Below are 13,228 nucleotides of genomic sequence, written 5' to 3' on the forward strand. Positions count from 1 at the left end.
GGTGAGCCGGCGGGAAAATGAGGCCCGGACTGTCGGGGTGCGCGGGTAGGGTTGACCCCGTCCGGGGTGCCGATGGCTTTTTCGCGCGCCCGTTTTCTTTCTGGGGGACCTCGCATGACTTCCGCAGGTGTGTCCGACGCCGTGGCGCCGCCACCCGTGCTCAGCCGCGCCGACCGCACGGTCATCGGCGTGCTTCTGGTGGCCACGTTCGTGGTCATCCTCAACGAGACCATCATGGGCGTCGCGCTGCCGGTGCTGCTCGACGAGCTGAAGGTCACGGCGGCGGTGGGGCAGTGGCTGACGGCCGGCTTCCTGCTCACCATGTCCGTGGTGATCCCGATCACCGGCTTCCTGATCCAGCGCTTCTCGACCAAGGCGTTGTTCGGCGCGGCGATGGGCCTGTTCAGCGTGGGCACGTTCATCGCGGCCGTCGCGCCCGGGTTCGAGGTGCTGCTGGCGGCGCGCGTGGTGCAGGCGTCCGGCACGGCGATCATGCTGCCGCTGCTGATGACCACGGTCATGACGCTGGTGCCCGCCGAACGGCGCGGCGCGGTGATGGGCAACATCTCCATCGTCATCTCCGTGGCGCCCGCGATCGGCCCGACGGTGTCCGGCGTGGTGCTGGACCTGTGGGGCTGGCGCGCCATGTTCTGGGTCGTGCTGCCGATCGCGCTGGCCGCGATGGCGCTGGGCCTGAGGTTCGTCTCGCCGGTGGGTGAGCGCAGCGACGCGCCGATCGACCCGGTGTCGGTCGTGCTGTCGGTGTTCGGCTTCGGCGGCCTGGTCTACGCGCTGTCCAGCATCGGCCACTCCGGCGGCTCGGCGTCGGTCACGCTGTGGGTGTCGCTCGCGGTCGGCGTGGTCGGCATCGTGGCGTTCGTGCTGCGCCAGGTCTCGCTGCAGCGCGCCGACCGGGCGCTGCTGGACTTGCGCACGTTCGGCGTGCGGACCTTCACCATCACCAGCGTGCTGATGATGGTCATGATGGGCCTGCTGCTGGGCGTGGCGACGATCCTGCCGATCTACATCCAGAACGTGCTGAAGCTGGAGCCGCTCACCACGGGCCTCCTGCTGCTGCCGGGCGGCCTGCTGATGGGTCTGCTGTCGCCGTTCGTGGGCCGGCTCTACGACAAGGTCGGCCCGCGCATCCTGCTGATCGTCGGCACGGTGGCGACCAGCGCGTCCCTGTGGTTCGCCACGACCTTCACCTCGACCACGGCGGCCGGGTTCGTCCTGGCCTTCCACCTGCTGCTGAGCCTGGGCCTGGCGTTCTCGTTCACGCCGCTGTTCTCGGCCGGCCTCGGGTCGCTGCCGATGCGGCTGTACTCGCACGGCAGCGCGGTCTTCGCGACCACGCAGCAACTCGCGGCGGCGGCCGGTGTGGCTCTGCTGGTGAGCGTGATGAGCGCCCGCGCGGCGGGCCTGGCCGCGTCCGGTGACGCGGCGGGCGCGGAGATGGGCGGCATCCACACGGCGATGCTGCTCGCGGCGGCGCTGTCGCTGGTCGCGGTGGTCGGCGCGTTCGTCATCAAGGGCGGCAAGGCCGAGACACCGGCCGGGGCCGCGCACTGAGGTCGATTGTGCGCACCGTCGTGTAGGGCAATGCCCTACACGACGGTCGCGGTCCCCAGCGTGCGGCGGTAGCGGACCTCGGCCAGCTCCACGGTCCCACCGGCGATCGTCTCGACCCTGCTAGTGCCATCCGGCGACCAGCCCGCCCGCTCGTAGAACCGGCGGGCGCGGGCGTTGGCGGCCAGCACCCACAGCGTGGCGTCGCGGTGACCGAGGTCCCGGAGCGCGGTGACGGCGTGGTCCAGCAGGGGACGGCCCAGGCCGCTGTGCCAGTGCGCCGGGTCGAGGTTGATCGCGTGCAACTCGCCGGTACCCGGCCCGGCGTCGTCGTCCCGGCTAGCCCCGACGATCGCGAACCCGGCAACCCCGCCGCCAGCCAGAACCACGAAGACGGTGGCCGTACCCGCCGCGAGGGTGCGCTCCCACGCCTGCCGACGCTCCGCCACGGACAGAGCGCGCAGGAACTCGTCGGGCATGTGCCCGGCGTACGCGGCCTGCCAGGCCTCGACGTGGATGCGCGCGATCTCGGCAGCATCGGCGATGGTCGCGGGTCGGATGACAGACGGCATGGACACGCCCGGAACATCGCACGCCAATCGAGGAACCCGCAACTCACCCACACCCCACCGCCAGAGCGCCGCAGGCGCGCGCTCTTCGATGGGCTATCAGCCACAGGAAGGGCCTCGGTTCGTTCCCCGTACGGCCTGGGCGCAGCCCAACCGCGCTTCAGCCTCCTTTGCAACCAGCTTTTCCGGTTGCAAAGGAGGCTGAAGGGTGGTTGCCTCCGGAAGGCCGTACGGGGAACGAACCGACGCCCTTCCACCCCCGGGGGCCTGCCGCGCGGCGAGCGCCTCTTTTCAGCTCTTACGCTTTCCGCTTCGCTTCTGCTCAGACACTGCGCAGCACCGAAACAACGACCCCGAGGATCGAAGCCCCGTCCCCGTCGATGTCCTGGTAAGCGGGGTTGCGGGCCTCCAGCACCACATGCCCGCCCCGCCGCCGGAACACCTTCACCGTGGCCTCGCCGTCGATCATCGCCGCCACGATCTGCCCCGAGTGCGCCTCCGGCTGCTGCTTCACCACCACGATGTCGCCGTCGCAGATGGCCGCGTCCACCATCGAGTCCCCGCGCACCCGCAGGGCGAACACCGTGCCCCGGCCGGTCAGCTCGCGGGGGAGCTTCAACACGTCGTCCACGTGCTCGTCCGCCGCGATCGGGACACCGGCGGCGATGTCACCCACCACCGGCACGGGGACCGAGTCGGTGCCGGCCGTCGGCGCGCCCGTGCCCGCCAGGAACATCCGGACGTCGATGGGCCTGGTCATGGTGTCGCTCCGGCGCAGGAAACCCTTGTCCTCCAACGCCGCCAGGTGCTTGGACACCGACGAGGACGACCGGAGCCCCACGGCGTCGCCGATCTGCCGGGTGCTCGGCGAGTAGCCGTGGGCGCTCACCCAGTCCCGGATGGCCACCAGGATCCGTTGCTGGCGCTCGGGCAGGGCGGAGGCGTCGAGGTCGAACTCGTCGTAGGGGTTCACCCGGCGAATCTTAAGCCGCCCTCCCCTCCAACCCCCGCCGCCCTCGCCGCTCACACCCCCGCTCCCCGCCGCTCGCCCCACGCCGCTCGCCCCCGCTCACCCGCCCCGCCGATCACGCCCGCCGCTCCCGGGCGACCGCCTCCCGCACCGCCGGCACCACCTCACCGGCCCACCGCGCCAACGTGTCCGCATCCGGTGTCCCACCCCGCGGCGAGAACAGGATGAACCCGGACGCGCCGTGCTCCAGGACCGCCCCGGTCAACTCCTCCACCCACTGCTCCACCGAGCCGCCGATCCACCGCCCGTCCCCACCCCGCGTCGCGGCCAGCGGCGATTGCGTGATCCGACCCGGGAAGTTGTAGATCGTCCGCACCTCCCGGGGATCCCGCCCGACCGAAGCCGCGGCCTCGTCCACCACCGGACGGGACGTGCGGTAGCGCTCGCTGAGCCAGTCCGCCGCGTGGCCCGGGAGCCAGCCGTCGGCGACCCGGCCGGTGGCGGCCAGGGACTTCGGGCCCACCGAGCCGGTCCACACCGGCGGGGCCGGAGCAGGTGCCGGCTCGATGTTGTTCACTCGATAGTGATCACCTTCATGGGTGACGGCCGGTCCGCCGCCCGAGAGCTTGCGCACCAGGACGATCGCTTCCTCGAACGCGTCCACCGCGTCGCCCGCCGACAAGCGCTCCACGCCCATGTCGGCGATGCGGTCCCACAGCCCTCCCGCGCCCATGCCCAGCACGACCCGACCGCCGGACAGCGCGGACAGCGTCGTCACGGCGCGGGCGAGCATCGGCGCGGGTCGGGTCGGGAGGTTGGTGACGTTGGCGAACCCGGCCAGGCGCTGCGTCTGGCCCAGGATGAACCCGATCGTGGCGTACGCGTCGAGGCGGTCGCCGATGTACGGGTGGTCCGACAGCGAGAAGACGTCCAGCCCCTCGCGGTCCGCGCGCTGCGCCATCCGCAACAGCTCCGGGCCTTCATCGACAACGCTGTGCGCGCCGAACCCGAACACGACCTCCGGCAGTGACATGGTGGTGCTCGTCGGCATGGTGGTGCCCCTCAACGCTCGATGCCGAACTGCGCGGCGAAACGACTGGTGAACAGGTCCGCGCCCTTGTACTCCACGACCGTCTCGACCGGGACGGCGAACGGCCCCTCCGGCGAGGGGAACTGGCCGACGCCCCCGCGCGGCCCCAGGGGCAGCAGGATCATCGGGTGCGGCGCGGGGTCGTAGGTCGCGGTCGGGTCTTCACCGCGCAGGCGGGCGCTGATGTTGGTCGCGACGACCTCCGCGTGCTGCATCGCGTACCCGGCCATCTTGGCCTCGGGCAGGTCCGTGATGTCGCCCAGCGCGTAGACGTGGTCGTAGCCGACGACGTTGAGCGTGCCGGTGACCGGGACCGTGCCGCGCGGGCCGGGGGTGGTGAGGCGGCCGTCGGCGAGGTAATCGCTGTTGACCCTGACCCCGTGCGCGCGGAACCAGATGTCCGCGGTGACGCCGTCGGCGGTGAACGCGCCCAGGCGGCCGGGTTCGACCGGCGGGGACACCGTCGTGCCCAGGCGCAGTTCGACGCCCAGCGCGTCCAGGGCCCGGTGGAGGTCGGCGCGGACCTCGGGCAGGAAGCCGGGCAGCAGCTCGGTGCCCGGATCGACCACGGTGACCCGCTTGTCCGGCCAGACGTCCTTGATCTCGCCCGCCAGTTCCAGGCCGACCGGTCCGGCGCCGGCGATCAGGACGTGCCCCGCGTCGGCCAGCTCCTTGTGAGTGCGGCGCAGGTGGTCCAGTGCGTCGGCGGTGGACTCGGCGGCGGGCTTGCCCGGGTAGCTGTAGCTGGACCCGGTGGCCAGGACGATGTGGTCGGCGTCGATCCGCGCGCCGGAGGCCAGGGTGACGCCGTGCGGGTCGACCGACGCGGCCCGGTCGCGGACGACGCGGCCGCCGGCCAGCAGGCCGTCGTAGGGGAAGAACAGGTTGCCGGCCCAGTCCGGGCGGGTCAGGGCCCGCAGCGAGCCGGCGGCGTTGACGAACGCGTCGCGCGGTTCGACCAGGACGACGTCCGCTTCGGCGTCCAGCGCCTTGGCGACGGCGGAACCCCCGTAACCGCCGCCGATGACGACCACAGTGCTCATGTCCAACACGCTCCCCAGTAGTAGTTCGTGCCACGAACCATAATGGTTCGTGGCACGAACTACAAATCGCTGCGGCTCACGTCATGAAGACCACCGGCACCTCGTTATCCGTGACGACGCGGCCGAGCAGGTCGGCGAGGGCGTCGCGCTCGGCGGGGTCGAGGCTCGCGGGGAGGAGGTCGACGCGGCGGCAGGTCTCGGCGTAGAACTCCTCGGCGAGCCTGCGGCCCTCGTCGGTGAGGCTGACCTGGATCGCCCTGGTGTCCTGGGGGTCGTGGTCGCGGCGGACCAGGCCGTTGCGCTCGGTGCGGTCGACCAGTCCGGTGACGCTGGACTTGGCCAGCCGCAGGACCGCGCCGAGTTCGCCCATGCCGTACGGCTGCGCCATGAGGACGCACAGCAGTTGGCCCTGTTGGGACGTGATCCCGAATTCCCGGCTCGATTCCGCGTAGACGGCGTTGACCAGGAACGCCGACCGCACAAGCGCCGCCACGACCCCGATCCGGCCATCACCCTGATTGCCCATTTCCGCAGCCTAACAGCTGGTTCGCGCCACGAACTTTCCATCGCCCGCCGCCGCACTCGTCCGCTCGCACCCACCCACCCGCCCGCCCGCACCCGCCCGCTGTGCCCGCCCGTCCGCTCGCACCCGTCCGCTTCGGGTCGCCGGAGTGATGCCGGACTCATCGCCGGCCCAGCTATGCATGACCATACGTCGTCGTGCATAATTCGAGTCGTGTCCAAGGTGCTCACTTCCCTCCCCGCCGGCGAACGCGTCGGCATCGCCTTCTCCGGCGGCCTCGACACTTCGGTGGCGGTCGCGTGGATGCGTGAGAAGGGTGCGGTGCCGTGCACGTACACCGCAGACATCGGCCAGTACGACGAGCCGGACATCGCCTCGGTGCCCGGCCGCGCCGCCAGCTACGGCGCGGAGCTGGCCCGCCTGGTCGACTGCCGGGCGGCCCTGGTGGAGGAGGGGCTCGCGGCGCTGGCCTGCGGCGCGTTCCACATCCGGTCCGGTGGCCGGGCGTACTTCAACACCACCCCGCTGGGCCGGGCGGTCACCGGCACGATGCTGGTGCGCGCGATGCTCGACGACGACGTCCAGATCTGGGGCGACGGCTCGACCTACAAGGGCAACGACATCGAGCGGTTCTACCGCTACGGCCTGCTCGCCAACCCGTCGCTGCGGATCTACAAGCCGTGGCTGGACGCCGACTTCGTCAACGAGCTCGGTGGCCGCAAGGAGATGTCGGAGTGGCTGCTGGCGCGTGACCTGCCCTACCGCGCGAGCACCGAGAAGGCCTACTCCACCGACGCGAACATCTGGGGCGCCACGCACGAGGCGAAGTCCCTGGAGCACCTCAACGCCGGCATCGAGATCGTCGAGCCGATCATGGGCGTGAAGTTCTGGGACCCGTCGGTGGAGATCGAGGCCGAGGACGTCACCATCGGGTTCGAGCAGGGCCGGCCGGTCACCATCGACGGCAAGGAGTTCGGCTCCGCCGTGGACCTGGTGCTGGAGGCCAACGCGATCGGCGGCCGGCACGGCCTGGGCATGTCCGACCAGATCGAGAACCGGGTCATCGAGGCCAAGAGCCGCGGCATCTACGAGGCGCCCGGCATGGCGCTGCTGCACGCCGCCTACGAGCGCCTGGTCAACGCCATCCACAACGAGGACACCCTCGCCGCCTACCACAACGAGGGCCGCAAGCTGGGCCGCCTGCTCTACGAGGGCCGCTGGCTGGACCCCCAGGCGCTGATGATCCGCGAGTCCATCCAGCGCTGGGTCGGCATGGCGATCACCGGCGAGGTCACGCTGCGCCTGCGCCGCGGCGAGGACTACTCCATCCTGGACACCACCGGCCCCGCGTTCAGCTACCACCCGGACAAGCTGTCCATGGAGCGCACCGAGGACTCGGCGTTCGGCCCGGTGGACCGCATCGGCCAGCTGACCATGCGCAACCTCGACATCGCCGACTCGCGCGCCAAGCTGGAGCAGTACGCGGGCCTGGGCATGGTCGGCAGCAGGCACTCGTCGCTGATCAGCGCCGCGCGGGTGGAGCCGACCAAGCTCATCGGCGCGATGCCCGAGGGCGGCGCGGAGGCGATCGCGTCGCGCGGCAAGGGCGTGGACGACGAACTGCTCGACCACGCGGCCCTCGAAGCCGGCAACGACTGACCGGGTGCGTGCACCGCCTCACGCGAGGCGGTGCACGCCCAACCTCTTCCGGGTGACCGACCCGCGCCGCACCTGATCAGGCCGACACCAGGCGGTGGATCTCGCGCGGCTTCGACTCGCGGTCGTCGAAGGCCACGTCCACGTCCGCCGTCCGCACGGCCGCGAACCCCGCCTGGAACGCCTCCTCCGACTCCCACCGCACGACCGACACCACCGCGCCGCTGTCCGGCGCGAACCAGCCCTCCGCCGACAGGCACCCCGGCACCGCCCGGAACACGTCGGCGACCTGCCGGACGCGGCCCAGGAAGTCCTCGCGGTGGGCGGGGTGCGGGTAGTGGAACGCGACCATCCCGTACTGCATCACGTGCTCCTCTGCTGCCAGCCGCGCCCGATCATGCGGATCAGCGCGGGGTCCACGACGTGGTGGCGCAGCGGCCGGATCGCGGCCATGTAGGCCCGGCCGAACCACCCGTTGGGCTTGACCAGCACGGCCATCTGCGCGCGGTGGCCGGACCCGTCCCGGACCCAGCCGATGTGCATCACGGTGTGCACGGTCCGGTTGGCCAGCTCGGCGGCCCACTCGTCGCCGGTCAGGTACACCGTCGTCAGCGGCACCGCCCGGAACCCCGGTCGGGGCGTCTCGCGCAGGTCGGCCGGCAGCCGGTGGCGCAGCGACCGCACCCGTGCGCCGAGACCCTGCTTCTCCGCGTCCCAGCCCAGCAGGGCGCCCAGCTTCCACCGCAGGGCGAACAACAGGCGGGACGCGCCGGAGAACCGGCCCTCGCCGGTGGTCATGTTGCGCACCAGGCGCGGGAAGTCGTCGGGACCGCCGGGCGTGGGCAGCGCCCACACGTCCTCGACCCGGAAATCCGGTGCCACCTCGTGGATGCGCCACGGCAGGTCCGTGTGCGCGCTGTCGGGCAACCTCACGACCACGCCCTCCTGTCCCATTCGGCCATCAACCCGAACAACGCCAACCGGTCCAGCACCGGTTGGTCGGGGTCCAGCTCGCGGTAGCGCTGGTAGACGTTCACCACGACCCGTTCCGCGTCGAGCCAGTCCCGGTACCCGGCGAGGTCGATGGAGAACGCGGCCTCGCGGAAGTCCCTGTCGGCGGCGAAGAACTCGTCCGCCTGCGCCACGACGTGCCGCAGGTACCCCTGCACGGCCCGGACCCCGCCGACGTCAGTCACCGGGCCGTGCCTCGGGCAACGGGTGCGCCTCGACGCCTTGCAGGTCACGGGCGCTCCAGTCGCACAGGATCGTGTAGCCCGCGATGTGGTCCGCGGCCCGCTCGGGCGTGAGGTCGCGGCCCGGGACGCCGATGACCGCGCCGATCTCCAGCTCGAAGTCGAACCAGGCGCTGCCGGGGGAGATCGGGACGTCGTCGTGCGGGCCGATCACCGTGGCGGGGTTCGCGAAGTAGAACGCCGGGACGCGGTACCAGGCCGAGTCCAAAGTGGATGGTTGGCCGAACGCCTTCTGGCAGTTGCGCATGTGGTCCAGGAAGCACAGGCAGTCCCGGATGGACGGTGGACGTGGAACCGGGGCCTTCAGCCGGGCCTCGGCGAGCGCGACCACCTCGTCCGGCGCGGCGAGGGCCCGCGCGCCGACCTCCGGTAACCGGTCGAGCACGTCGAGGAGGGCGGTCCCGCGCGGCAGCGCGTGGATGAGGTCGTCGCGGAGCACGCCGGCCCGGTCGCCGTCAGCGGTGGCGTAGGTGACGAAGCGCAAGATGATCTCCTGTGTTGGTCAGCATAGGCTATTATCGCTAGCACAGGAGGAGGTGGCGTGACAACACGGCGGGAGCAGACCAGCGGGGAGAGCCGGGAGCTGATCCTGGGCGCGGCGGCGGCGTTGTTCGCGGAGAAGGGCTACCGGCAGACGACGTTCGCCGACGTGGCGGAGCGGTCGGGGATCAGCCGCGGGTCGATCCCGTGGCACTTCGGCAGCAAGGAGGGGTTGCTGCTCGCGGTCCTGGAGCGGTCGGTGGAGGTGGTGCGCACGGGGTTGCCGGAGGAGGCCGACCTCGACGTGCTCACCGTCGGGCTGGAGGGCCTGTTCGCCCAGCCCACCACCAAGCTGTTCGTGACGCTGCTGGTCGAGGCGCTCGAACCCGGCTCGCCCATCCACGACCGGTACGCGGCGATCCACGAGGCCCTGCGCGAGCAGTGCCGCCGCTGGCTCGCCCGCTTCCCGCTGCCCGCGGGGCTGCCGGTCGACGCGCTGGCGGTGGCGTTGATCGGCGCGGGCATCGGCATCCACCAGCAGTGGCTGGTGGCCCCGGACAAGGTGGACATGACGGGGGCGTTGGCCGCTGTGCGCTTCCTGGTGGCGGGCGCGGTGTCGGAGGGCTGAGGTCGGGGCGGGCGGTGCCCGGGTGCGCTCGAAATCCTCGCCACCAACACCGCCACCGCCACCGCCACCGCCGGCACCGTGCGGTGAGTGTCACAGACCGATCCGGTCGGTTTGCCTACCGAATCGGTCGGTCCGTCCGTACCGTCGAGTGCATGAGCCGTTTCCGGCAGGAGGCCGACGACCGGATCATCGACCTCGCGGCGGGCCTGTTCGCCCGCCACGGGTTCGAGCACACCTCGCTGCGCGCGCTCGCCGACGCCGTCGGGCTGTCCAAAGCCGGGCTGCTGCACCACTTCCCGAGCAAGGAAGCGCTGCACGCGGCGGTCGAGGCGTCGTGCCGGGACCTGGAGCGCCGGGTGGCCGACGCCGCCGCCGCGCTGCCGCCCGGACCCCACCGCGACCGGCGGACGCTCGAACTGCTGGTCGACCTCGCCCTGGACCGGCCCGGCCTGGTGGCGCTCGCCCTGACCGCCGTCAACGGCACGGACCCGTTGCCCGAGGGCGGCGTCGGCGAGGTCATCGTGCACGAGGCGTTCGGCGTCGAGCGGGAACCGGTGGACCCCGAGCGGGCCATCCGGGTCGTCGGCGCGCTCACCGCGCTGGCCGTGCTCACCCTCCTGGCCAACGGCGCCGACCAGAAGACCGCCTGGCGCCCGCACATCCTCTCGACCTGTTTCGACGCGCTCGGACACCGCGCACCCGTGGAGGCCTGACCGATGGCACGACTGTTGTACCGACTCGGCTTCGGCGCGCACCGGCGCCGCCTGGTGGTGGTCCTGCTGTGGCTGCTCGTCCTCGCGGGCACCGCCGTGGGCGCGACCACGCTGGCCGGCGAGACGTCCAACGCCTTCTCCATCCCCGGCCAGGAGTCCACCACCGCGCTGGACAAGATCAAGGAGCAGTTCGGCACGGCCGGCGGCGCGACCGCCCGCGTCGTGGTGGCGGCGCCCGAGGGCAGGAAGTTCGTGGAGCCCGAGCAGGCCAAGGCGCTCGCCGACCTGGTCGCGAAGCTCGACGCGCTGCCCGGTGTGACCGGTGCCGCCAACCCGCTCGACCCCGCCGCGCCCGCGGTGAACAAGGACCTGGACGTCGCCTACAGCACGGTCACGTTCGAGGCGAAGCCCGGTGACGTGACCCCGGAGCAGCGGACCGCGTTGCTCGACGCCGCGCGGGCGCCGGGCTTCACCGTCGAGGTGACCGGTGACGCCGTGCAGGCCCCGCCGCACGTGGGCGGTGTGGTCGAGGGCATCGGCGTGGTCGTCGCGCTGCTCATCCTCGCCATCACCTACGGCTCGCTGGTGATGGCCGGCATGAACCTGCTCACCGCCGCCGTCGGCGTGGGCATCGGCGCGCTCGGCGTCACCATCAGCACCGGCTTCCTGGACCTCCAGTCCACCACCCCGATCCTCGCCACGATGCTGGGCCTCGCGGTCGGCATCGACTACGCCCTGTTCATCATCAACCGCTACCGGCAGGAACTGCGGCGCGGCGCGGACGTCGGCGAGGCCATCGGCATCGCGGTGGGCACGGCGGGTTCGGCCGTCGTCACCGCCGGTCTGACCGTGGTCATCGCCCTGGCGGGGCTGGCCGTTGCGGGCATCCCGTTCCTGACCCAGATGGGCATCGCGGCGGCGGCGACCATCGTCGTGGCCGTCCTGATCGCCATCACGCTCGTGCCCGCCGTGCTGAGCTTCGTCGGCCGCCGCGCCCTGCCGCGCAAGCAGCGCACGGCGCCGACGGCCGAGGTCCGCGACCGCGGCTTCTACCGGGGTTGGGTCGGCGCGGTCACCCGCCACCGCCTGCCCGCGCTGCTGCTGACCGTCCTGGGCCTGGGCGTGATCGCGATCCCGGTGGCCTCCATGCAGACCACGCTGGTCCCGATCCCCGCCGCCGACAGCACGCAGGCACGCGCCGAACGCATCCTGGCCGACGGCTTCGGCGAGGGCTTCAACGGCCCGCTGGTGGTGCTGTTCGAGGGCGGCGACGCGGTCGGCACGGCGACCCGGCTCAAGCCCGAGATCGCCGCGATGGACGACGTCGCCACGGCCGTGGACCCGCGTCCGAACGCCGACGGCACCGCCGCGCAGCTGGTCGTCATCCCCGACTCCGGCCCGACCACCGAGGCCACCGAGCGGCTCGTGAGCGACCTGCGCGCCAAGCTCGACTCGTTGGACGGCACCACCGCCTACGTCACCGGCCAGACCGCGGTGAGCGTGGACGTGGCCACGACGCTGGACCGCGCGTTGCCGGTGTACCTGGCGGTCGTGGTGGGCCTGGCGCTGGTCCTGCTGGTGCTGGTGTTCCGGTCGTTGCTGGTGCCGCTGGTGGGCGTGCTGGGCTTCCTGCTCACCGTGGGCACGTCGCTGGGCGCGACCGTGGCGGTCTTCCAGTGGGGTTGGCTTGCCGACGCGGTCAACCTCGACACCACCGGCCCGCTGATCAGCCTCACGCCGATCATCGTCATCGGCATCCTGTTCGGCCTGGCGATGGACTACCAGGTGTTCCTGGTGTCCCGGATGCACGAGGCCCACCACCGCGGCGCGGACCCGCGCACGGCCATCACGACCGGGTTCCGCCAGGCGGCGCCGGTGGTGGTCGCGGCGGCGCTGATCATGTTCTCGGTGTTCGCGGGTTTCGTGCCCTCCGGCGAGGCGACGATCAAGTCGATCGCGTTCGCGTTGGCCATCGGAATCCTGGTGGACGCCTTCGTGATCCGCATGGTCGTGGTGCCGGCTGCGTTGGCGTTGCTGGGGAAGAGCGCTTGGTGGCTGCCGAAGTGGTTGCGGTGGTTGCCGGAACTCGACGTCGAAGGCGCGGCGTTGACCACGGAGACCGACGCCGAACGTCCGCGTGTGGGCGCCAACGCCTGAGCCCGCGCACCGCGAAGCCCGACCGGGAAACCCTTGCCCGGTCGGGCTTTGTGTTGTGCGCGTCTTTGTCCTGTTTGGTGTGAAGCACGCGAAAGTGTTTGGTGCGTAAGGCAAACGATGTCCTGTGCGGGAGGCGTACGCATCACCCGTTTGGTGTGCGCAACTAGCATTGTCGGCATGACTGACCCCGGGCGCGCGCAGGCGTCGCAGTTCTGGAGCTACCTCGAAGCCCGGATGGAGGAAGCGGGGCTGAGTACCAGCGATCTCGTCCGCGCCGTCGGCGTGCACCGCAGCCGGCTCACCGACTGGCGGCGCGGCAAGTCGCTCAGCATGGACACCGCCCGAGCCCTCGCCCGGCTGTTCTCGGTGCCGCTGTTGGAGGTCATGGTCGCCGCCGGCCAGCTGACCGACGACGAGGCCAACGCCCGGCCGCTGCGCAGCCCCTCCTCCCTCAGCGACGCGGTGCTGCTCTACGAGTTGCGGCGGCGGCTCGCCGGGGACGACGAGGAACCCGAGTGACGCCCCCGGCGTAGGTGGCGGACGGCGGGTTGTCCGCCGAGCTGGACCGCACCAGCCG

General features: G+C 71.7%; 15 protein-coding genes. 6 read left to right on the plus strand and 9 right to left on the minus strand.

Annotated features, from left to right (window positions below; translation table 11 throughout):
- Nucleotides 1–114 precede the first annotated feature (114 nt).
- Nucleotides 115–1,572, plus strand: coding sequence for a DHA2 family efflux MFS transporter permease subunit (locus ABD126_RS30115; protein WP_343937366.1), 1,458 nt, complete (start codon nucleotides 115–117; stop codon nucleotides 1,570–1,572).
- Nucleotides 1,573–1,607: 35 nt separating this feature from the next.
- On the opposite strand, the gene ABD126_RS30120 is transcribed toward ABD126_RS30115, so the two are convergent.
- The 5 genes from ABD126_RS30120 to ABD126_RS30140 all read right to left on the minus strand — a co-directional run bounded on the left by ABD126_RS30120 (nucleotide 1,608) and on the right by ABD126_RS30140 (nucleotide 5,767).
- Nucleotides 1,608–2,141 carry a GNAT family N-acetyltransferase gene (locus tag ABD126_RS30120; protein WP_343937533.1) on the minus strand — a complete coding sequence of 178 codons (534 nt, stop codon included), beginning with the start codon at nucleotides 2,139–2,141 and terminating at the stop codon, nucleotides 1,608–1,610.
- A 319-nt stretch (nucleotides 2,142–2,460) separates the two neighbouring features.
- Nucleotides 2,461–3,111 (minus strand): transcriptional repressor LexA, encoded by a 651-nt coding sequence (gene lexA, locus ABD126_RS30125; protein WP_343937367.1) that lies wholly within the window; start codon nucleotides 3,109–3,111, stop codon nucleotides 2,461–2,463.
- 112 nt (nucleotides 3,112–3,223) lie between these two features.
- A complete protein-coding gene (locus tag ABD126_RS30130; RefSeq protein ID WP_425542903.1) occupies nucleotides 3,224–4,159 on the minus strand; it encodes an LLM class flavin-dependent oxidoreductase in 936 nt (311 codons plus the stop codon).
- A gap of 11 nt (nucleotides 4,160–4,170) precedes the next feature.
- A complete protein-coding gene (locus ABD126_RS30135; RefSeq protein WP_343937368.1) occupies nucleotides 4,171–5,241 on the minus strand; it encodes an NAD(P)/FAD-dependent oxidoreductase in 1,071 nt (356 codons plus the stop codon).
- A 76-nt stretch (nucleotides 5,242–5,317) separates the two neighbouring features.
- Nucleotides 5,318–5,767 carry a MarR family winged helix-turn-helix transcriptional regulator gene (locus ABD126_RS30140; RefSeq protein WP_343937369.1) on the minus strand — a complete coding sequence of 150 codons (450 nt, stop codon included), beginning with the start codon at nucleotides 5,765–5,767 and terminating at the stop codon, nucleotides 5,318–5,320.
- A 210-nt stretch (nucleotides 5,768–5,977) separates the two neighbouring features.
- Here ABD126_RS30140 and argG point away from each other — a divergent pair, with 210 nt between their 5' ends.
- Nucleotides 5,978–7,423: an argininosuccinate synthase gene (argG, locus tag ABD126_RS30145; protein ID WP_343937370.1), complete on the plus strand. Its 1,446-nt coding sequence runs from the start codon at nucleotides 5,978–5,980 to the stop codon at nucleotides 7,421–7,423.
- 76 nt (nucleotides 7,424–7,499) lie between these two features.
- Here argG and ABD126_RS30150 read toward each other — a convergent pair whose 3' ends face one another.
- The 4 genes from ABD126_RS30150 to ABD126_RS30165 are packed head-to-tail and all read right to left on the minus strand — an operon-like array spanning nucleotide 7,500 to nucleotide 9,157.
- A complete protein-coding gene (locus ABD126_RS30150; RefSeq protein ID WP_343937371.1) occupies nucleotides 7,500–7,784 on the minus strand; it encodes an antibiotic biosynthesis monooxygenase family protein in 285 nt (94 codons plus the stop codon).
- Complete coding sequence (locus ABD126_RS30155) at nucleotides 7,784–8,353, minus strand: DUF2867 domain-containing protein (RefSeq protein ID WP_343937372.1); 570 nt, start codon at nucleotides 8,351–8,353, stop codon at nucleotides 7,784–7,786. The genes ABD126_RS30150 and ABD126_RS30155 overlap by 1 nt, the downstream gene beginning before the upstream one ends.
- Nucleotides 8,350–8,616 (minus strand): hypothetical protein, encoded by a 267-nt coding sequence (locus tag ABD126_RS30160; protein ID WP_343937373.1) that lies wholly within the window; start codon nucleotides 8,614–8,616, stop codon nucleotides 8,350–8,352. The genes ABD126_RS30155 and ABD126_RS30160 overlap by 4 nt, the downstream gene beginning before the upstream one ends.
- Complete coding sequence (locus tag ABD126_RS30165) at nucleotides 8,609–9,157, minus strand: fumarylacetoacetate hydrolase family protein (RefSeq protein WP_343937374.1); 549 nt, start codon at nucleotides 9,155–9,157, stop codon at nucleotides 8,609–8,611. Before ABD126_RS30165 ends, ABD126_RS30160 begins: the two co-directional genes overlap by 8 nt.
- A gap of 57 nt (nucleotides 9,158–9,214) precedes the next feature.
- Here ABD126_RS30165 and ABD126_RS30170 point away from each other — a divergent pair, with 57 nt between their 5' ends.
- The 4 genes from ABD126_RS30170 (at nucleotide 9,215) to ABD126_RS30185 (ending at nucleotide 13,170) form a co-directional block, all read left to right on the plus strand.
- Nucleotides 9,215–9,781: a TetR/AcrR family transcriptional regulator gene (locus ABD126_RS30170; RefSeq protein ID WP_343937375.1), complete on the plus strand. Its 567-nt coding sequence runs from the start codon at nucleotides 9,215–9,217 to the stop codon at nucleotides 9,779–9,781.
- Between the two features lie 152 nt (nucleotides 9,782–9,933).
- Nucleotides 9,934–10,494: a TetR/AcrR family transcriptional regulator gene (locus ABD126_RS30175; RefSeq protein WP_343937376.1), complete on the plus strand. Its 561-nt coding sequence runs from the start codon at nucleotides 9,934–9,936 to the stop codon at nucleotides 10,492–10,494.
- Between the two features lie 3 nt (nucleotides 10,495–10,497).
- The gene (locus tag ABD126_RS30180; protein WP_343937377.1) at nucleotides 10,498–12,651 is read left to right on the plus strand and encodes an MMPL family transporter; all 2,154 of its coding nucleotides are present in this window, start codon (nucleotides 10,498–10,500) and stop codon (nucleotides 12,649–12,651) included.
- Between the two features lie 177 nt (nucleotides 12,652–12,828).
- Nucleotides 12,829–13,170 (plus strand): helix-turn-helix domain-containing protein, encoded by a 342-nt coding sequence (locus ABD126_RS30185; protein WP_343937378.1) that lies wholly within the window; start codon nucleotides 12,829–12,831, stop codon nucleotides 13,168–13,170.
- Nucleotides 13,171–13,228 lie beyond the last annotated feature (58 nt).

It is taken from the genome of Saccharothrix mutabilis subsp. mutabilis (assembly GCF_039521145.1).
Lineage (GTDB): Bacteria > Actinomycetota > Actinomycetes > Mycobacteriales > Pseudonocardiaceae > Actinosynnema > Actinosynnema mutabilis.